Origin of the sequence: Streptomyces sp. NPDC058662 (genome assembly GCF_042716255.1) — a bacterium.
Taxonomy (GTDB): domain Bacteria; phylum Actinomycetota; class Actinomycetes; order Streptomycetales; family Streptomycetaceae; genus Streptomyces.
On record NZ_JBHXRU010000028.1, the window covers coordinates 23,901 to 42,031 of the forward strand.

17 protein-coding genes are annotated in these 18,131 nt (G+C 73.9%); 10 read left to right on the forward strand and 7 right to left on the reverse strand.

Annotated elements, in window-relative coordinates:
• Window positions 1-3,090 (reverse strand): DEAD/DEAH box helicase, encoded by a 3,090-nt coding sequence (locus tag ACFWUQ_RS13120; protein WP_384536968.1) that lies wholly within the window; start codon window positions 3,088-3,090, stop codon window positions 1-3.
• 191 nt (window positions 3,091-3,281) lie between these two features.
• On the opposite strand from ACFWUQ_RS13120, the gene ACFWUQ_RS13125 reads away from it, so the two are divergent.
• A complete protein-coding gene (locus tag ACFWUQ_RS13125; protein ID WP_384536970.1) occupies window positions 3,282-3,464 on the forward strand; it encodes a hypothetical protein in 183 nt (60 codons plus the stop codon).
• 86 nt (window positions 3,465-3,550) lie between these two features.
• Here ACFWUQ_RS13125 and ACFWUQ_RS13130 read toward each other — a convergent pair whose 3' ends face one another.
• Entirely contained in the window at window positions 3,551-4,330 is a 780-nt protein-coding gene (locus tag ACFWUQ_RS13130) for a hypothetical protein (RefSeq protein ID WP_384536972.1), read from the reverse strand.
• Between the two features lie 135 nt (window positions 4,331-4,465).
• On the opposite strand from ACFWUQ_RS13130, the gene ACFWUQ_RS13135 reads away from it, so the two are divergent.
• On the forward strand, window positions 4,466-5,380 hold the full coding sequence (locus ACFWUQ_RS13135) for an oxygenase MpaB family protein (protein WP_384536975.1): 915 nt from the start codon (window positions 4,466-4,468) through the stop codon (window positions 5,378-5,380).
• Between the two features lie 6 nt (window positions 5,381-5,386).
• Here ACFWUQ_RS13135 and ACFWUQ_RS13140 read toward each other — a convergent pair whose 3' ends face one another.
• The gene (locus tag ACFWUQ_RS13140) at window positions 5,387-5,983 is read right to left on the reverse strand and encodes a class I SAM-dependent methyltransferase (RefSeq protein ID WP_384536978.1); all 597 of its coding nucleotides are present in this window, start codon (window positions 5,981-5,983) and stop codon (window positions 5,387-5,389) included.
• Between the two features lie 160 nt (window positions 5,984-6,143).
• Between ACFWUQ_RS13140 and ACFWUQ_RS13145 the strand changes: the two genes are divergently transcribed.
• The 5 genes from ACFWUQ_RS13145 to ACFWUQ_RS13165 all read left to right on the forward strand — a co-directional run bounded on the left by ACFWUQ_RS13145 (window position 6,144) and on the right by ACFWUQ_RS13165 (window position 11,195).
• Window positions 6,144-6,923, forward strand: coding sequence for an MHYT domain-containing protein (locus tag ACFWUQ_RS13145; RefSeq protein WP_384536981.1), 780 nt, complete (start codon window positions 6,144-6,146; stop codon window positions 6,921-6,923).
• Window positions 6,924-6,989: 66 nt separating this feature from the next.
• On the forward strand, window positions 6,990-9,689 hold the full coding sequence (locus ACFWUQ_RS13150; protein WP_384536982.1) for a nitrate- and nitrite sensing domain-containing protein: 2,700 nt from the start codon (window positions 6,990-6,992) through the stop codon (window positions 9,687-9,689).
• Window positions 9,689-10,132 carry a roadblock/LC7 domain-containing protein gene (locus tag ACFWUQ_RS13155; RefSeq protein ID WP_384536984.1) on the forward strand — a complete coding sequence of 148 codons (444 nt, stop codon included), beginning with the start codon at window positions 9,689-9,691 and terminating at the stop codon, window positions 10,130-10,132. The genes ACFWUQ_RS13150 and ACFWUQ_RS13155 overlap by 1 nt, the downstream gene beginning before the upstream one ends.
• A gap of 68 nt (window positions 10,133-10,200) precedes the next feature.
• Window positions 10,201-10,527, forward strand: coding sequence for a DUF742 domain-containing protein (locus ACFWUQ_RS13160; RefSeq protein WP_384537056.1), 327 nt, complete (start codon window positions 10,201-10,203; stop codon window positions 10,525-10,527).
• A complete protein-coding gene (locus ACFWUQ_RS13165; protein WP_384536987.1) occupies window positions 10,527-11,195 on the forward strand; it encodes an ATP/GTP-binding protein in 669 nt (222 codons plus the stop codon). Before ACFWUQ_RS13160 ends, ACFWUQ_RS13165 begins: the two co-directional genes overlap by 1 nt.
• 70 nt (window positions 11,196-11,265) lie before the next feature.
• Here the strand turns inward: ACFWUQ_RS13165 and ACFWUQ_RS13170 are convergent, their stop codons facing one another.
• Entirely contained in the window at window positions 11,266-11,703 is a 438-nt protein-coding gene (locus ACFWUQ_RS13170) for a PPOX class F420-dependent oxidoreductase (RefSeq protein WP_384536990.1), read from the reverse strand.
• 105 nt (window positions 11,704-11,808) lie between these two features.
• Between ACFWUQ_RS13170 and ACFWUQ_RS13175 the strand changes: the two genes are divergently transcribed.
• Window positions 11,809-12,207 carry a roadblock/LC7 domain-containing protein gene (locus tag ACFWUQ_RS13175; protein WP_383801124.1) on the forward strand — a complete coding sequence of 133 codons (399 nt, stop codon included), beginning with the start codon at window positions 11,809-11,811 and terminating at the stop codon, window positions 12,205-12,207.
• Between the two features lie 111 nt (window positions 12,208-12,318).
• A complete protein-coding gene (locus ACFWUQ_RS13180) occupies window positions 12,319-13,266 on the forward strand; it encodes a DUF6397 family protein (protein WP_384536993.1) in 948 nt (315 codons plus the stop codon).
• Here the strand turns inward: ACFWUQ_RS13180 and ACFWUQ_RS13185 are convergent.
• The 3 genes from ACFWUQ_RS13185 to ACFWUQ_RS13195 all read right to left on the reverse strand — a co-directional run bounded on the left by ACFWUQ_RS13185 (window position 13,230) and on the right by ACFWUQ_RS13195 (window position 17,150).
• Window positions 13,230-13,631, reverse strand: coding sequence for a YchJ family protein (locus ACFWUQ_RS13185; RefSeq protein WP_384536995.1), 402 nt, complete (start codon window positions 13,629-13,631; stop codon window positions 13,230-13,232). The genes ACFWUQ_RS13180 and ACFWUQ_RS13185 overlap by 37 nt on opposite strands.
• 8 nt (window positions 13,632-13,639) lie before the next feature.
• Window positions 13,640-14,557 carry an acyl-CoA thioesterase gene (locus ACFWUQ_RS13190; protein WP_384536997.1) on the reverse strand — a complete coding sequence of 306 codons (918 nt, stop codon included), beginning with the start codon at window positions 14,555-14,557 and terminating at the stop codon, window positions 13,640-13,642.
• A gap of 70 nt (window positions 14,558-14,627) precedes the next feature.
• Complete coding sequence (locus ACFWUQ_RS13195) at window positions 14,628-17,150, reverse strand: DEAD/DEAH box helicase (RefSeq protein WP_384537000.1); 2,523 nt, start codon at window positions 17,148-17,150, stop codon at window positions 14,628-14,630.
• 145 nt (window positions 17,151-17,295) lie between these two features.
• Between ACFWUQ_RS13195 and ACFWUQ_RS13200 the strand changes: the two genes are divergently transcribed.
• On the forward strand, window positions 17,296-18,087 hold the full coding sequence (locus tag ACFWUQ_RS13200; RefSeq protein WP_384537003.1) for a metal-dependent hydrolase: 792 nt from the start codon (window positions 17,296-17,298) through the stop codon (window positions 18,085-18,087).
• Window positions 18,088-18,131: the final 44 nt, after the last annotated feature.

An 18,131-nucleotide genomic window follows, 5' to 3' on the forward strand; every position in this document is an offset into this window, starting at 1 on the left:
TCACTCCCCGGGGCCGGGTGCGGCGCGGCGCAGCGCCACGAGCTCGGCCAGTTCGCCGTCGGTCAGTTCGGTCAAGGCGCCCTCGCCGCCCGCGAGGACGGCGTCGGCCAGGGCACGCTTGCGAGCGAGGAGTGCGGCGATGCGCTCCTCGACGGTCCCCTCGGTGATGATGCGGTGGACCTGGACGGGCTGGGTCTGGCCGATCCGGTAGGCCCGGTCGGTGGCCTGCTCCTCGACGGCCGGGTTCCACCAGCGGTCGAAGTGGACGACGTGTCCGGCGCGGGTGAGGTTCAGGCCGGTGCCGGCCGCCTTCAAGGACAGCAGGAACACCGGGACCTCGCCCGCCTGGAAGCGGTCCACCAGCTCCTCGCGCCGCGCCACCGGCGTCCCGCCGTGCAGCAGTTGCGAGGGGATCCCGCGCCCGGCGAGGTGCTTCTCCAGGATCCTGGCCATCGCCACGTACTGGGTGAACACGAGGACCGAGCCGCCCTCGGCCAGGACCGTGTCCAGCAGCTCGTCGAGGAGCTCCACCTTCCCGGAGCGGGGTCCGTCACCGGCCGCGCCGTGCGGTACGGTCCGCCCCCGGACGCCGGGCGCCTTGAGGTACTGCGCGGGGTGGTTGCAGATCTGCTTGAGCGAGGTCAGCAGTTTGACCACCAGGCCGCGCCGCTCCATGCCGTCCGCCTCCGCGATCGCGGCGAGGGTCTCGCGCACGACAGCTTCGTACAGGGCGGTCTGCTCCCTGCCGAGGGTCACGACGTGGTCGGTCTCCGTCTTCGGCGGCAGCTCGGGCGCGATCCCCGGATCGGACTTCCTGCGGCGCAGCAGGAAGGGGCGTACCAGCGCGGCCAGCCGGGCGGCGGCCTGCGGGTCGCGGCCGCTCTCGACGGGTTCGGCATAGCGGGCGCGGAAGGTACCGAGGCGGCCGAGGAGACCCGGCGTGGTCCAGTCGAGCACCGCCCACAGGTCCGACAGGTCGTTCTCGACGGGGGTGCCGGTCAGGGCGACGCGGGCCGGGGCGGGGACGGTGCGCAGGGCCTTGGCCGTGGAGGAGCGCGGGTTCTTGACGTGCTGCGCCTCGTCGGCGACGACCATGCCCCATGCGACGGAGGCCAGTTCGGGTGCGTCCACGCGCATCGTCCCGTACGTGGTGAGGACGAAGCCTTCGGTGCCGGTGCCTCCGGTGCCCGCGAGTTCGGCGAGGCTGCGGGCCGGGCCGTGGAAGCGTCGTACGGGCGTCCCGGGCGCGAACCTCTCGATCTCCCGCTGCCAGTTGCCCAGCAGCGAGGCCGGGCACACCACGAGCGTGGGTCCGGCGGTGACGGCCCCGGGCCGGTTGCGGTGCAGGTGGAGTGCGATCAGGGTGACGGTCTTGCCCAGGCCCATGTCGTCGGCGAGGCAGGCTCCGAGACCGAGCGAGGTCATACGGATCAGCCAGCGCAGGCCGCGCAACTGGTAGTCGCGCAGCGTGGCGTGCAGCCCGGGCGGCGCATCGGGGTCGGTGCCGGCGCGGGCGGCTTCGGGGCGCTCCGGGTCGGCCGACAGCAGGGCGCGCAGCTGCTCCAGGGCACCCGTCGCCGCCACGTCCACCCGCCGCCCGTCGATCTCGGCCGAACCGGTCAGTACGGCGGCCAGCACGTCGGCGGCCGGGAGCCGGACCTCCTGGCGGGCGCGGGCCCGGCGGGCCTCGGCCGGGTCGATCAGCACCCACTGGTCGCGCAACCGGACCAGCGGGCGCTTCGACTCGGCGAGGCGGTCGAGCTCGGCGCGGGTGAGACCGTCCTGGTCGCCGAGGGCGTGGCGCCAGCTGAAGGAGAGGAGGGCGCCGGGGGAGAGCAGGCCGGTGGGGAGGCCGTCGGCGTCGGCGGGGCGGACCGGGTCGGCCGGGACCGGGGAGCCCGCCACGGCATGGGCGCGGAGGCTGCGGGCCAGACCGCGCGGCCAGTGCACCTGGACTCCTTCGGCGGCCAGGGCGGCGGAGGCCTTCCCCAGCAGTTCCGTGATCTCCTCGTCGGCGAGCACGACGGCGTCGGGCACGGCCGCGCCCAGCAGCGGACCCAGCGGCGGCCACAGGCCGGCGGCCCGGCGCAGGAGGCGCAGGGCGTCCATACGGGCGCCGGAGGGGAAGGCGGCCGCCGCGGCGCCGGAGCCGGCCCAGACGTCGCGGGCGTCGGCGACCAGGGAGGCGTCGGCGAGGCTGTGCATCTGGAGGACGGCCCGGAAGGCGGGTGCCTCCTCGGCGGGGCGGTCGAGTTCGATCCGCAGGGAGATCCGAACCCCGCGGTCGTGGCCCTCGGCCACCTCGGCGGCCCAGGCGCGCAGATCCGTACGGAGCCGGGGGGCGGGATGGGCGAAGGCCGGTCCGCCGGCGGCGGCGGAGGCGGCGGGGGAGCGGGGCAGGGTGTCGGCGACGGCGTCGAGGAAGGCGCGCAGCAGCGGCTGGGCATCGGGCAGGCGGGGCGGGCCGTCGGCGTTCAGGGGGACGCAGTGGGCTTCCGGCGGCATGGCGGCGGCCAGCGCGCGGATGTCGTCGAGGTCGGCCGCGTCGAGGGGGCCGATACGCCAGGCGTCGTGCCCGGCCGCGCTGAGACCGGGCAGCAGCAGCCCGCGGGCCGCGAACCGCAGGGCCAGCAGGACGCCGGCGCCCCAGAACGCGACGGGGCCGGGGGCGGGTCCGGAGGCGGGTGCGACGTCCCCGGCGGGCGCCGCCGCGGACGCTGCGCCGGGGGAGGCGCTCACGGCGGCGGCCCGGGCGCGCGTGAGCAGGGGCATGGCGTCAGCCAGGGGCAGCACGAGCGCGGGCACCGTGATCCGCCGCAGATCGGCCGTGACGACGGTGAGCTCCTCGACGGTGCCCGCCCCGGGCCTCGATCCTGACTCCGAGCCGGACTCCGCCCCGGACTCCGCCCCGGACACCGTTGCAGGCTCCGGTCGAGGCACCGGTCGGGGCTCCGTCCCGGCCGTGGCCGCAGGCGCGGGTTCGGGATCAGCGCCGTCGGACCGCCAGAAAGCGATCCGACCGGCCCGGGCGGGGTCGGCGGGAAGGAAGACGGCGGAGTGGCGGCTGAGGCCGGAGATCTCGTGCAGCACGCATTCCTCAAAGTTGACTACCGACTGCGGGGCGGCCGAGAGTACCCCACGGGGCGCCCGCGTCGGGCCGGGCCGGGCCGTGACCCAGGTCACTGCGGGGGCCGATCGGGTGCCCGGGAACGAGCGGCCGCGACGGCGCGTTGTAGGGGTGCGTGGTCGAGTGTGTCGACGGCAGAGAGAGGTGTCCGCGGATGTCCACGAGCGGAAAGATCGCGGTTGCCGGAGTCGTGGCAGCCATCGTGCTCTTCTGGACGGTCGGGTTCTGGGCGGGACTGCTGGTCCTGATCGGTGTACCGGCAGCTGCCTACCTCCTGCTCGACTCCTCGCAGCGGCGTCGCGTGCGGGGTGTGTCGAGGAAGCGGATAGGTCGCTGACGGCAGCAAGCGCCCGGGTCGGTGACGGCGGCGACGAGCCGCCGACACGGTCGCGACCCGGCTCGCGCCCGCCCCCGTACCCGTACTCAGGCCGGGCGCACCGCGACACGGTCCAGCGCGGCCAGTAGCGCCGGGAGTTCCGGGTCCCCCTCCCGGGGGACGGCCAGGACCTCCCCGGGCTCCTCGTCGAGCAGGACGAACGCGGCATCGCCGGTCCGGGCGACCAGCGACCAGCCCGGCCCGTCCGCGCGCAGCGTGCGCGAGCCCTCGGCGGCGAAGGAGGACCGCACCCGGCCCGGCGGGGGTGGCGTCCGGGTGTACTCCAGGGCCTCCGCCAGCGCCCGGGCCAGTCCCGGGTGCGCGGCGGCGGCGGCCCCGCCGTCCGGCGCCTCCCGCTCGCGCCAGTCCGCCCAGGCGCGGGCGATCTGGTCGGCGCCCATCCGCCGCTGCACGGGTCCCCACGCACCGGCGGCCGGCGGCGTCAGCGGCACCCTCCCCGTCCCGTCCGCGCCCTGCTCCGGATCGTGCGGTTCCGGAAGCCCGGAGGCGGCCACGGACAGCTCCAACGGCCAGCCCGCCAGCGAGACCACGATCGTCCGCTCGTCCGGGGAGAGGTCGTAGTCCATCCCGCAGTCCCACGAGGCGATGGCCGCGGCGACGAGCGAGACGTCGTCCACGACCACGGTCCAGCGCGCGCCGTCCTCGTCCTGGCCGAGCACCAGGCCGTAGCCCTCCCCGGCCGGCTCCACGCCCAGCACCGCGCAGGCCTCGGGGAAATCGTCGCCCAGGACGCCCGGGAACTGCGCCGGAGTCAGCAGCACGGCGGTCAGCACGTAAAGCGAGCCGCCACCCTCGTCGTCGGACACCTGGCCTCCTGGTCGCTCACCCGTCGGCGCACCCTAACCAGCTGGTAACCCGCCCGTCGAGGGCCTGCGGGTGACGATTTCCAAGCCCGCTACCTGCACGTAGAGTTGGGCACCCGCCACAGAAAGGGACGCCCGGTGCAGCGTTACGACCGGCTGAGGGAGATCCTCCGGCTCGACCCGGACAAGGATTTCCTCGCCATCTACCGGCTGACCGCCACCTACGAATTTCCCTGGGACTTCACCCGCGCCCTGGAACTCGCCCTGTTCCGCACCTACGCCGTCCCCGCCATCGGCCGCCTGCTCGCCGAGACGGCGGAGTTCACCGAGCGCGCCCAGAAGCGCTACGACGACACCGCACTGCTCCTCGACGCGATCGTGGAGCACGGCTTCGAGAGCGACACCGGCCGCACCGCCATCCGCCGCGTCAACCAGATGCACCGCAGCTACGACATCAGCGACGACGACATGCGCTACGTACTGTGCACGTTCGTCGTCGTCCCCGCGCGCTGGCTCGACGCCTACGGCTGGCGCACGCTGACCCACCACGAGCGGCGGGCCTGCGCGAACTACTACGCCACGCTCGGCCGACACCTGGGCATCCCCGACATCCCGGGCTCCTACGAGGAGTTCGAGGCCACGCTGGACGCCTACGAGACGGCGCACTTCGGCTGGGACGAGGGCGGCCGCGAGGTCGCCGAGTCCACCATCGGCCTGATGGCCTCCTGGTACCCGGCGCCGCTCGCACCCGCCGTGCGCGGGGCGAGCCTCGCCCTTCTCGACGAGCCGCTGCTGGACGCGTTCCGGTTCGAGCGCCCGAGGCCCGCTGTCCGGCGGCTGGTCCGGGGCGCGCTCCGGCTGCGGGGGCGCGCGGTCCGGCTGCTGCCGCCGCGCAGGACCCCGCACTACGGCCGGCAGAACCCGGAGATCAAGGGCCACCGGCACGGTTACGACGTGGGGGAGCTCGGCACGTTCCCGGTGCCGGGCGCGGGCGGGTGCCCCGTACCCCGTCCGCGGCGGCCCGCCGGAGCCGAGGCCCAGCCTCCGGCGTGACGCCCCTCAGGCGCGGACCGCCAGGGCCAGGAAGCGGGCGTCCTCGTCGGTGTACGAGGTCATGTCCCAGCCCGCGCCGGACAGCAGGGGGCCCAGATTGTGCTCGGCCCGCAGGTCGTCCGCGGTCAGCGCGCGGCCGTGGCGCGCGGCCAGCGCGGCGCGCCCGATCGGGTGGAAGAGCGCGAGGCGGCCCCCCGGGCGCACCACCCGGGCCAACTCGCGCAGGTTCGCCGCCGGGTCGGGCAGGTGGGCGATGAGCCCGGCCGCGAACACGGCGTCCAGCGCTGCGTCGCGCAGCGGCAGCCGGGTCACGTCCGCGAGCAGCAGGACGCCCGCGACGGCCCGCCCGCCCCGCCGGGCGGCGTCCAGCATCTGCGGAGTGAGGTCCACCCCGAGCACGGTGCCCGAGGGTCCGACGGCGGCCCGGAGCGCGGTCAGGGCGCGGCCCGTCCCGCAGCCCGCGTCGAGCACGCGGTCCCCCGGCCGGAGCCCGAAGTCGGTCACCGCGGTGGTGAAGGCGGGCTCGTCCGCCGGGAACTTGCTGTCCCAGTCCGCGGCGCGCGCCCCGAAGAACTCCTGCACGTGTGTGTGGTCTTCGCTCATGTGCCCATGATCCCTCACGTCCTTGCCTCTGCGTTCTGTGTGCAAGGTGGTACGCGGCGTGATCGAAGACGAACGTAGCTCTGTCATATTCCAGCACTTACAGCTGCTTTCGAAATGCCTCCCTTGTTCGCGCCCTCACCCGGACTAGCGTCCCGTGGCCATGGGACACCTGGACCACGCCGCCTATGGCTGGCTGACACCCGCGCTGTCATACGTGATGGCATCGATAGGCGCCGCCCTCGGGCTGCGCTGCACCGTCCGCGCGCTCGCCGCGACCGGATCCTCCCGCCGCAACTGGCTCCTCACCGCGGCCTCCGCCATCGGTACCGGCATCTGGACGATGCACTTCGTCGCGATGCTCGGCTTCCACGTCACCGGCACCGAGATCCACTACAACGTGCCGCTCACCATCCTCAGCCTGCTCGTCGCCGTGCTGGTCGTGGGCGCCGGGGTCTTCACCGTCGGCTACGGCAAGGACCGCGGCCGCTCCCTCGTCCTGGGCGGCCTCACCACCGGCCTCGGCGTCGCGAGCATGCACTACCTCGGCATGGCGGCGCTGCGCCTGCACGGCGAGGTCTCCTACGACCCGCTGATGGTCGCACTCTCCATCGCGATCGCCGTGGTCGCGGCCACCGCCGCCCTGTGGGCCGCGCTCAACATCAAGTCCCCGGTGGCCGTGGCCGTCGCCTCCCTCGTCATGGGCGCCGCCGTCAGCAGCATGCACTACACGGGGATGATGGCCGTCGGCGTCAGCGTCGCCCCCTCGAACGCGACCCTGCCCGGAGCCACGGCCATGCAGTTCATCTTCCCGCTCGCCGTCGGGCTCGGCTCCTACCTGTTCATCACCGCCGCTTTCGTCGCGCTATCCCCGACCGCCCACGAGCGCGCCGCCTCCGCCTCCGCCCGGCACCTGGGGGAGCACACCGCGCCCGTCCACTGACCGGCTCGCGCGGCGGAGCCGCCCACCGCGCCCCCGCCCCGCCCCACCTGTACGTACGTACCGCCCATGAACGAGGAGCCCATGCGCACACCCCGCAGACAACCGGAAGCAGCGGCGCCGCAGCTGCCCGCGGCGCGCGGCCGCCGGGCGCACGCCGGGGCGCCGGCCGAGGAGCCGCCGGGGCACGAGCCCCCGGGTGCGCCGGCCGGCGCCGCGCCCGCCGCCCTCGCCGCCCCCGCAGCGCGGCGCCGGCCGCTGCGGCCCGGAACCGTCCGGGCGAAGATCGTCTCGCTGCTGATGGTCCCGGTGGTCTCACTCCTCGCGCTGTGGGCCTTCGCCACGGTCAGTACCGCCCAGGACATCGCGCGCCTGAGCCGGGTCCAGCGCGTCGACGCCGAGATACGCACCCCCGTCGCCGCCGCCGTGGTCGAACTCCAGGCGGAACGGCGGGTCGCCGTCCGCGCGCTGGCCGGCCCGGCCGCCGCCCGGAGCGCCGAACTGGAGCAGCAGGCCCACCGCACCGACGCCGCCGTCCAGCGGCTCCGCCTCGGCGACCGGCACACCGTGGCCGACTCCGGGGACCACCGCGCGCACGTGGTCGTCCGCCTGAGTGCCTTCGTCGCCGCCGCCGAGGCCCTGGGAGCGGCCCGCGAGGACATCGGCGAGCGCCGCGCGACCCCCGAGGCCGCCTACGCGGTCTACACCCGTGTCGTCGACCAGGCCCTCGCCGTCAACGGGGCCCTGACCGGGGGCCAGGACGCCGAATTCGCCACCGCCTCCCGGGTCCTGCTCGAATTCGCCAGGGCCGGGGAGCTGCTCTCCCGCGAGGACGCGCTGCTCGCCCTGCCCGGCCCGCGCAGCGCCGAAACGCTTCGCCTGCTGACCGGCGCGGTCGAGACCCGCCGCGCACTCACCGACTCCGCCGCGCGCGACCTCCCCACCGCACAGCACGGCGCCTGGCAGTCCGTCACCAAGAGCGCCGCCTACGCCGAACTCACCGGGGCCGAGGACCGGGCGCTGTCCGCCGGGACCACCCGGGAGGCGCAGGGAGCCCCCGTGGGCTGGGAAGCGGCCCACGCCGCTGTCAGCGCCTCGATGCGGGAGATCGACGCGGCCGCGCACGCGGCCGTCACCGACGGGGCCGACCCCTTCGCCGAGGGTGCGCTCACCGCGGCGGGAGCCGCCGTCCTGCTCGGCCTGGCGGCTGTCGCGGCCTCCCTCGTCATCTCCGTCCGCATCGGCCGGGTCCTCGTCGTGGAACTGGTCTCCCTGCGCAACAGCGCCCTGGAGATCGCCCACCGCAAGCTCCCGCACGCCATGGACCGGCTGCGCGCGGGACAGGACATCGACGTCGTCGCCGAAACGCCGCCCGGACCGGCCCCGGACGACGAGATCGCCCAGGTCGGCGAGGCCCTCGCCACCGTCCATCGCGCCGCGCTGAGCGCGGCCGTCGAGCGGGCGGAGCTGGCCAGCGGGGTCTCGGGGGTCTTCGTCAACCTCGCCCGCCGCAGCCAGGTCCTCGTGCACAAGCAACTCACCCTGCTCGACTCGATGGAACGCCGCGCCGACGACCCCAACGAGCTCGGCGACCTCTTCCGCCTCGACCACCTCACCACCCGCATGCGCCGGCACGCCGAGAGCCTGATCATCCTGTCGGGCGCCGCCCCCGGCCGGGCCTGGCGGATGCCGATCCCGCTGACGAACGTCGTCCGGGCCGCCGTCTCGGAGATCGAGGACTACCCGCGCGTCGAGGTCCGCCAGCTCGCCGAGGCCGCCGTCGTCGGGGGCGCCGTCGCCGACCTGACGCACCTGCTCGCCGAACTCATCGAGAACGCGACCCAGTTCTCCCCGCCGCACACCAAGGTCCGCGTCAGCGGTGAACCCGTCGGCGCCGGCTACGTCCTGGAGGTCGAGGACCGGGGGCTGGGCATGGGGCGCGACTCCCTCAACGACGCCAACCGCCGCATCGAGCAGTCCGAGGCGCTCGACCTCTTCGACAGCGACCGGCTCGGACTCTTCGTGGTCAGCCGCCTCTCGGCACGGCACGGCGTGAAGGTGCACCTGCGCACCTCCCCCTACGGCGGCACGACCGCCGTGGTACTGCTGCCCAACTCGCTGCTCCAGGGCGCGATCACGGCCGGCACCCCGGCCCCCGCCGCCGTCCCGCACCCGGGCGCGGCCGCGGCCGCCGCCTCGCACCCCGGCGCCGCAGCCGCACCCGACGCGTCCGCCCTCCCCGCCTCCGCCGCGGCGCAGACCCGGGCGCGCCCGCGGGCCTTCGCCGACACGGAGCCGCCGCCCGCCATGACCGTCGTACGCCAGGACGCGCACCCCGCGGCGGTACGGGAGGAGGCGCGCGGCATCCCGGCCCAGGAGCGCGGCGGCCCGCCGCGCGAGCCCGGGACCGCGCCGGTCGCCGCCCTGCGCCCGCGCGGCCCCGCCGGCGCGCCGATCCGTACGCAGCCGGCGTCCACGGGCGCGTCCCCCGTCTCGTCGGCCGCCGCTCCGCCGCTCCTCGCCTCGGCGCCGCCGGCGGCCCCCGCCGCATCGGTGACCGAACTGCCGCGCCGGACGCGTCAGGCCAGCCTCGTCCCGCAGCTGCGGGAGGCCCCCGCCCCGGAGGCCCCGGCCGCGGACCGGTCCGCCGAGGATCCGCCGGGCCGCAGCCCGGAGCAGGCCCGGGACCGGATGGCGGCCTACCGGGCCGGCTGGGCACGCGGCACCGAGGAGAACTCCCCCCACGCAGGCAGCGAAGGAGAACTGTGATGATCGAACACCAGAGAGCAGGCCTCGACGGCGGACGCAGGTCCGGCGAACTGGACTGGCTGCTGGACGAGATGGTGGTCCGCGTCCGCGAGGTCCGGCACGCCGTCGTGCTGTCCAACGACGGCCTGGCCGTCGGCTCGTCCAGCGCCCTGAGCCGGGAGGACGCCGAGCACCTGGCCGCCGTGGCCTCCGGCTTCCACAGCCTCGCCAAGGGCGCGGGGCGCCACTTCCACGCCGGGGGCGTGCGCCAGACGATGGTGGAGATGGACGAGGGGTTCCTCTTCGTCGCCGCCGCCGGGGACGGCTCCTGCCTGGCCGTCCTCAGCGCTGCCAGCGCCGACATCGGGCTGATCGCGTACGAGATGGCCCGGCTGGTCAAACGGGTCGGGGAGCACCTGTACACACCGCCCAGGTTCGCGGCGCGGCCGCCGGCCGCCGGCTGAGGGCGGCCCGGTACGTGAACGGCCATTGGTACGACGCCGACGCCGGGCCGCTGGTCCGCCCGTACGCCATGACCGGCGGACGGACGAAGCCCGGTCCGCACGGGGTGCGCTTCGACCTGATCGCCCTCGTCGTCGTGGACCCGGAGGGTACGGACGAGGCGAGGGAGTCGCTGCTCGGCCCCGAGCACCGGGCCCTGCTCGGGCTCTGCCGGTCCGAGACCCAGTCGGTCGCGGAGCTCGCCGCCGACGCCGACCTGCCCGTAGGAGTGGTTCGGGTGCTCCTGGGCGACCTGCTGGAGGGCGGGCACGTCAAGGTGAGCAGGCCGGTACCGCCCGCGCAGCTGCCGGACGAGCGGATTCTGCGCGAAGTCATCGAGGGATTGCGAGCGCTGTGATGGGACAACACGACAACGGACCCGCTGTCGGCGGGCCCCCGGCGTCCGCGCCGGACGGCGCCTGCGAAGACGACACCGAACTGGCCGCGCTCGCCCTGAAGATCCTCGTGGCGGGGGGCTTCGGGGTCGGCAAGACCACGCTGGTGGGCGCGGTCAGCGAGATCCGGCCCCTGCGGACGGAGGAGGTGCTGAGCGAGGCGGGCGAACTCGTCGACGACACGGGCGGCGTGGACCAGAAGACGACCACGACCGTGGCCATGGACTTCGGCCGGATCACCATCCGGTCCGGGCTCTCCCTGTACCTGTTCGGGACACCGGGGCAGGACCGCTTCTGGTTCCTGTGGGACGAGCTCTCCCAGGGCGCGCTCGGCGCGGTGGTGCTGGCGGACACGCGGCGGCTGGAGGACTGCTTTCCCGCGGTCGACTACTTCGAGCACCGGCGGATCCCCTTCGTGGTGGCCGTCAACTGCTTCTCCGACGCGCGGCGGTACGGGGCCCACGACGTGTCCCGGGCGCTGGACCTGGACCAGGGGACGCCGGTGGTGCTGTGCGACGCGCGGGACAAGGACTCGGGGAAGGAAGTGCTGATCCGGCTGGTCGAGTACGCCGGGCGGGTGCACACCGCCCGGCTGCTGGACTCGGTGGGGCCGCAGCCCGGCTCCGGGTGAACGGCCCGCTGCGGTGTCCCGCGCCGCCCGGCCCGCGCACCGGCCGCGTGAGCACGGGTGGGCGGCGCGGTCAGTCCGCAACGCCGGCGGTGGCGACCACTTTGTCGATCGGCACCCGGACGAGGAGTTCGCCCGGGACGGCGTTGCGGCGCCCGAAGGCCTCGGCGCGTTCCTCGCCCATGTAGCGGGCGCCGATGGTGGTGGCCCAGGCGAGGAGGGCGTCCGCGCCGTCGGCGTACTCGGTGATCTCGGCGCGGCCCTGGAGCACCACGTAGGAGAACGGGGGCCGGTCGTCGTCCACACAGAGCGCGACGCGGCCGTCCCGGGCCAGGTTCCGTCCCTTGACGGTGTCCTTGCCCGTGGTGAACACGAAGGAGTCGCCGTCGAGTACGAACCAGACGGGAGCGATGTGCGGGGCGCCGTCCTCGCGGACGGTGGACAGTTTTCCGGTGCGGGTGGAGCGGGAGACGAACTCCCGCCATTCCTCTTGCGTCATCTTCTTCGCCATGAGGACATCCTCCTTGCCGGAAAGGCACTGGTGGGGAAGGCTTGCGGCACGACTGTGCGGGTGGGGCGGGGCCATGTCGGCCGCGGCTACGGGGAGGGGCTCGAAATGGCACTGGACAAGCAGCTGGACTGGTTGCTGGACGACCTGACCCGCAGGGTCCAGCAGGTGCGGCACGCGGTGGTGCTGTCCAACGACGGGCTGGTGACGGGTGCCAGCGCGGGGCTCGCGCGGGAGGACGCCGAGCACCTGGCTGCCGTGGCGGCCGGGCTGCAGAGCCTGGCGAAGGGGTCGGGACGGCACTTCCGGGCGGGGGAGGTCCGCCAGACGATGGTCGAGTTCGACGAGGGGGTGCTCTTCGTCATGGCGGCGGGCGCGGGCAGTTGTCTGTGCGTGCTGAGCGCCGCCGAGGCCGACATCGGCCAGGTCGCCTACGAGATGACGCTGCTGGTCAACCGGGTGGGCGAGCACCTCGGCGTGGCGGAGCGGCGCATCACGGGCGGCTGATCGGGGCGCGGAGGCGCGGTCCGGGCCGAGTTGTCCACAGGCCTCGCGGGATGTCGTGACATCGAGTTACGGTCTTCACACAGAGTAATCGCTGCTGGTGGAGAGAGCGTGATGAGGAAGCTGGATACCGTCCTGCGGGACGAGACGACGGAACTCGCGGGCGCGGGCGAGCGCGCGGAGACGCGCCTGAACGGGGTGCGCGCCGCGGCGGAGTTGGGCCTGACCCGGAGCGAGTTCGCTCGGGCCGTGCAGTTGGGGATCGTGCGCGCCGGGCCACCGGCGCCGGGTGGCGGCGCGCGCTACACCCGGGCCGAGCTCGAACGGGTCCGGTCCGCCGAGGAGCGGCGGGACGGGCCGGTCAGGGACAGTCCGGTCGGGGACAGTTCGACCGGGGACGAGTCGACCGGGGACGAGCCGACCGGTGACGGCTCCGCCGCCGGGGCCGGGTCGGGTGGGGAGCGGCCGGCGGCTGAACTGCGCGCGAGGGTCGAGGCGGTGGCCGGAGCGCAGGCCGCGGCCGACGTGCTGGGCATCGGCCCCAGCCGGTTCACCCGGTTGGCGCGCTGCGGGCGCGTCAGCCCCGTCGGCTACCGCGTCAACCGGTACCGGGCCGTGGTGTGGCTCTATCTCGCCTCGGAGCTGCGGGAGTTCGCCGCACGCGAGCCGGCCGCCCTGCGCGGCGCGGCGCCGCCGCAGGATCGGGAGCTGATGGCGGCCGGGGCGGACCTGCGCCCGAGGCGGTGGCGCGGACGGCATGTCGGGCTGCTGCTGAGACGGACCGCCGATCCGTGGGAGCGCGCCGCGGTCCTGGCCTGCGTACTGCCCGGGGAGGAGCTGGTGCAGGCCGTGCCCGATCCGGCGGAGCGGGTCGTGCTGGCCGCCCTGGCCCCACCCCCGCCGTACGGGCACCCCCAGGTCCCGGAGGCTGCGGCCGTGGCGCGGCGGCTGCTCACGGCGGAGGCCCCGGAGGAGGTCCACTGGTACCGCACCAGCCTGGACTTCGCCCTGCGCGGCGCGCGCGGTCAGGCGAAGTCGACGGGGGAGAGGGGGCCGACGTAGACCCAGGCTCCGTCCTCGCGGGAGAAGGAGCTGTGCTCGTGCAGGGAGCCGGTGCGCCGGCCCTCCCGGTAGTGCGCCCGGAACTCCACCGAGCCCTCCGTCTCGAACATCCCGCCGCGTTCGGTGGCCAGGACCTCCAGCCGCTCCCAGTGCTGCCCGGGGTCGAGGTCGAGGTGGGACGGGCGGGTCGAGGAGTGCCACGAGCGCATCAGGTACGCGGTGTCGCCGACGGCGAAGGCGCTGAACCGGGAGCGCATCAGCTGCTCGGCGGTGGGGACCTGCCGCGTACCGGAGTGGAAGCGGCCGCAGCACTCGGCGTAGACGGCGGGCAGCCCGCAGGGGCAGGGCAGGGCGGGGGTGGACATGGGCGTACTCAGGCCTTCGCGGAGGGGTCGGACTGTCCGGCGGGGCGGGGCGGCCGCGCGGGGTAGGGACGGAAGAGGCCTTCCTGGACCACGGAGACCAGAAGCCTGCCCTCCAGGTCGTAGATGCGGCCACGGGCCAGGCCCCGGCCGCCGTGCGCGATGGGCGACTCCTGGTCGTACAGGAACCACTCGTCGGCCCGGAACGGCCGGTGGAACCACATGGCGTGGTCCAGGCTCGCCATGTCGAATCCGCGCATCCCCCACAGGGGTTCCACCGGGATGCGCACGGCGTCGAGGAGGGTCATGTCACTGGCGTAGGTGAGGGCGCAGGTGTGCACCAGCGGGTCGTCGCCCAGGGGGCCGACCGCGCGCATCCACACCGCGCTGCGGGGATCGGCGTCCTTGAGCTCCTCGGGAGCCCAGCGGAGCCGGTCCACGTAGCGGATGTCGAAGGGCTGGCGGCGCGCCATCCGCTCCAGCGCCTCGGGCAGCGCGCCCAGGTGCTCGCGGATCTCGTCCGCGACCTTCGGGAGCGTGTCCGGGTGCGGGAAGTCGAGGCGGGGAGGCAGCTGGTGCTCGATGCCGCCCTCCTCCGGATGATGGAAGGAGGCGGTGAGATTGAAGATCGTCTTGCCCTGTTGGACCGCGGTGACCCGGCGCGTGGTGAAGGACCGCCCGTCGCGCACCCGCTCCACCTGGTACACGATCGGCACCCCGGGGATGCCGGGGCGCAGGAAGTACGCGTGCAGCGAGTGGACGGGGCGGTCGCTCTCGGTGGTGCGGCCCGCCGCCACCAGCGCCTGGCCGGCCACCTGCCCGCCGAAGACGCGCTGGAGGGACTCCTGCGGGCTGGCGCCGCGGAAGATGTTGACCTCGATCTGCTCCAGGTCGAGCAGGTCGACCAGTCTCTCGGCGGGGTTCGTCATCAGGGGTTCTCCAAGGTGGGGGCCGGACGGGACCGGCGGGAAGCGGGAGCCGGCGGGGTACGGGCGTCGGTCAGGGGGCGCCGAGTTCGCCGACGGAGGTGACCCGGACGACAGCCCGGCCCTCCTCGTCGGAAGCCGCGAGGTCGACCTCGGCGCTGATGCCCCAGCCGTGGTCCCCGTTGGGGTCCGCGAAGGTCTGGCGGACCCGCCACAGGCCGTGCGCCTGGTCCTCCTCGATGCGGAGCAGCTTCGGGCCGCGCGCGTCGGGGCCGGTGCCGAGGTCGTCGTACTCGTCCCAGTACCCGTCCATGGCCTCGCCCCAGGCGTCGGCGTCCCAGCCGGACTCGGCGTCCAGTTCGCCCAGGACGTTCACGTGGTCCAGGGCGGCCAGCTCCACCCGGCGGAACATGGCGTTGCGGACCAGGACCCGGAAGGCGCGCGCGTTGGCGGTGACCGGCTTGACCTGGTCGGCCTTCTCCTGCGCCTGCTCCGCCGTCTCCACCTCCGGGTTCGCCAGCTGCTCCCACTCGTCCAGGAGGCTGGAGTCGACCTGGCGGACCAGCTCGCCCAGCCATTCGATGAGGTCCTGGAGGTCCTCGGACTTGAGGTCGTCGGGGATGGTGTGGTCCAGCGCCTTGAACGCGCTCGCGAGGTAGCGCAGCACGATGCCCTCGGTGCGGGCCAGCTCGTAGAACGAGGTGAACTCGGTGAAGGTCATCGCGCGTTCGTACATGTCGCGGATGATCGACTTCGGGGAGACCGGGTGGTCCCGAACCCAGGGGTGGCTCTTGGCGTACACCTCGTAGGCGTGCAGGAGCAGCTCTTCGAGCGGCTTGGGGTAGGTGACGTCCTGGAGCCGCTCCATCCGCTCCTCGTACTCGATCCCGTCGGCCTTCATCGCGCCGACCGCGATGCCCCGCTCCTTGTTCTGCTGGGCGGCCAGGATCTGGCGCGGGTCGTCCAGGGTGGACTCGACGACGGACACCATGTCGAGTGCGTAGGAGGGGGACTCCGGGTCCAGCAGGTCGAAGGAGGCCAGGGCGAAGGTGGAGAGCGGCTGGTTGAGCGCGAAGTCCTGCTGGAGGTCGACGGTGAGCCGGATGGTGCGGCCCTCCGCGTCGGGCGTGTCCAGCTTCTCGACGACCCCGCCGTCGAGGAGCGAGCGGTAGATCGCGATGGCCCTGCGGATGTGCCGCAGCTGGGCCTTGCGCGGCTCGTGGTTGTCCTCCAGCAGGTGGCGCATCGCCTTGAAGGCGTCCCCCGGCCGGGCGATCACCGACAGCAGCATGATGTTGGTGACCTTGAAGCGCGAGGTCAGCGCTTCGGGGTCGGCGCCGATGAGCTTCTCGAAGGTGGTGTCCGACCAGGCAACAAAGCCCTCGGGAGCCTTCTTGCGCACCACCTTGCGGCGCTTCTTCGGGTCGTCTCCCGCCTTGGCGAGGGCCTTCTCGTTCTCGATCACGTGCTCGGGAGCCTGCGCCACCACGTACCCCGCCGTGTCGAAGCCCGCCCGCCCGGCGCGGCCGGCGATCTGGTGGAACTCGCGGGCGCGCAGCGTGCGGACCCGGCTGCCGTCGTACTTGGTCAGCGCGGTGAACAGCACCGTGCGGATGGGCACGTTGACGCCGACGCCGAGGGTGTCCGTTCCGCAGATCACCTTGAGCAGGCCGGCTTGGGCGAGCTTCTCGACCAGGCGCCGGTACTTGGGCAGCATGCCGGCGTGATGCACGCCGATGCCGTGCCGGACGTAACGGGAGAGGTTCTGCCCGAACTTGGTGGTGAAGCGGAAATTGCCGATGAGCTCGGCGATCCTGTCCTTCTCCTCGCGGGTGCACATGTTGATGCTCATGAGGGACTGCGCCCGCTCGACCGCCTGGGCCTGCGTGAAGTGCACGATGTACACCGGGGCCTGGCGGGTCTCCAGCAGCTCGGTGATGGTGTCGGTGATCGGTGTGGTCACGTAGTCGTACGACAGCGGGACGGGCCGGGTCGCGGAGCGGACCACCGAGGTGGGGCGGCCGGTGCGCCGGGTCAGGTCCTCCTCGAACCGCTTCATGTCGCCGAGGGTCGCGGACATCAGGACGAACTGCGCCTGCGGGAGCTCCAGCAGGGGGATCTGCCACGCCCAGCCCCGGTCCGGCTCGGCATAGAAGTGGAACTCGTCCATCACGACCTGGCCGATGTCGGCGTGCTTGCCGTCGCGCAGGGCGATGGAGGCCAGCACCTCGGCGGTGCAGCAGATGACGGGCGCGTCGGCGTTCACGGAGGCGTCGCCGGTCAGCATGCCGACGTTCTCGGTGCCGAAGAGCTTGCACAGGTCGAAGAACTTCTCCGAGACCAGCGCCTTGATGGGGGCCGTGTAGAAGGTGACCTTGTCCTGGGCCAGGGCCGTGAAGTGCGCGCCGGCCGCGACGAGGCTCTTGCCCGAGCCGGTCGGCGTGGAGAGGATCACGTTCGCCCCGGAGACGACCTCGATCAGCGCCTCCTCCTGAGCCGGGTACAGGGTGATGCCCTGATCCTCCGCCCACGAGGAGAAAGCCTCGAAGAGGGCGTCGGGGTCGGCGTTCGGCGGGAGCTGATCAATGAGGGTCACACCCCCCATCTTGCCTGGCTTCCCCCCGGATGAGGGAACCGGCGGACGGAACGAAGATCACCGACGGTACGCTGTGCCGTCGACGCGGCCCGAACGAAACCCTCAACGGGGCCCGACCAGCACACCACCGGGGCGGGGAACGACCATGATGGGTCCGGCACACTCACTGTCGGGAGCGGCCGCCTGGCTGGGAGTGGGAGCGGCCACCGCTGCCGCCGGACACCCCATGCCGTGGCCGGTTCTCGTCGTCGGCGCGCTGATCTGCGCCGGAGCCGCGCTGGCGCCCGATCTCGACCACAAGTCGGCCACGATCTCCCGCGCCTTCGGTCCGCTGTCCCGGGGCGTGTGCGAGGTGGTCGACAAGGTCTCCTACGCCGTGTACAAGGCCACCCGCTCACCGCGCGACGCCCGCCGGACCGGCGGCCACCGCACCCTGACGCACACCTGGCTGTGGGCGGTCCTGACCGGCGTCGGCGCGTCCGCGCTCGCCGTCAGCACCGACCGGTGGGGCGTGCTCGCCCTGCTCTTCGTCCACCTGGTGCTCGCCGTCGAGGGCCTGCTGTGGCGGGCCGCCCGGATGTCCAGCGACGTCCTCGTCTGGCTGCTCGGCGCCACCAGCGCGTGGATCCTGGCGGGGGTGCTGGACCAGCCCGGCAACGGCGCCGGGTGGCTGTTCACCGGCCCGGGCCAGGAGTACCTGTGGCTGGGCCTGCCGATCGTGCTCGGGGCCCTGGTCCACGACATCGGCGACGCGCTGACCGTGTCCGGCTGCCCGGTGCTGTGGCCGATCCCGATCGCCGGCAAGCGCTGGTATCCGATCGGCCCGCCGCGGATCATGCGCTTCCGCGCCGGCAGCTGGGTGGAGCTCAAGGTCCTCATGCCGGTGTTCCTGCTGCTCGGCGGAGTCGGCGGCGCCTCGGCCCTCGGCTTCATCTGAGGGCTGCCCCCTGCGCCTCCGTCCCCGGCAGACGCAGGGGCCGC

Excerpts from the sequence above, each read along its gene's own strand:
- ACFWUQ_RS13170 (WP_384536990.1), bottom strand. The coding sequence starts at position 11,703 with ATGGCGAAGAAGATGACGCAAGAGGAATGGCGGGAGTTCGTCTCCCGC.
- ACFWUQ_RS13180 (WP_384536993.1), top strand. The coding sequence starts at position 12,319 with ATGAGGAAGCTGGATACCGTCCTGCGGGACGAGACGACGGAACTCGCG.
- ACFWUQ_RS13140 (WP_384536978.1), bottom strand. The coding sequence starts at position 5,983 with ATGAGCGAAGACCACACACACGTGCAGGAGTTCTTCGGGGCGCGCGCC.
- ACFWUQ_RS13155 (WP_384536984.1), top strand. The coding sequence starts at position 9,689 with ATGATCGAACACCAGAGAGCAGGCCTCGACGGCGGACGCAGGTCCGGC.
- ACFWUQ_RS13190 (WP_384536997.1), bottom strand. The coding sequence starts at position 14,557 with ATGACGAACCCCGCCGAGAGACTGGTCGACCTGCTCGACCTGGAGCAG.
- ACFWUQ_RS13175 (WP_383801124.1), top strand. The coding sequence starts at position 11,809 with ATGGCACTGGACAAGCAGCTGGACTGGTTGCTGGACGACCTGACCCGC.
- ACFWUQ_RS13165 (WP_384536987.1), top strand. The coding sequence starts at position 10,527 with ATGGGACAACACGACAACGGACCCGCTGTCGGCGGGCCCCCGGCGTCC.
- ACFWUQ_RS13145 (WP_384536981.1), top strand. The coding sequence starts at position 6,144 with ATGGGACACCTGGACCACGCCGCCTATGGCTGGCTGACACCCGCGCTG.
- ACFWUQ_RS13200 (WP_384537003.1), top strand. The coding sequence starts at position 17,296 with ATGATGGGTCCGGCACACTCACTGTCGGGAGCGGCCGCCTGGCTGGGA.
- ACFWUQ_RS13125 (WP_384536970.1), top strand. The coding sequence starts at position 3,282 with ATGTCCACGAGCGGAAAGATCGCGGTTGCCGGAGTCGTGGCAGCCATC.
- ACFWUQ_RS13150 (WP_384536982.1), top strand. The coding sequence starts at position 6,990 with ATGAACGAGGAGCCCATGCGCACACCCCGCAGACAACCGGAAGCAGCG.
- ACFWUQ_RS13185 (WP_384536995.1), bottom strand. The coding sequence starts at position 13,631 with ATGTCCACCCCCGCCCTGCCCTGCCCCTGCGGGCTGCCCGCCGTCTAC.
- ACFWUQ_RS13160 (WP_384537056.1), top strand. The coding sequence starts at position 10,201 with ATGACCGGCGGACGGACGAAGCCCGGTCCGCACGGGGTGCGCTTCGAC.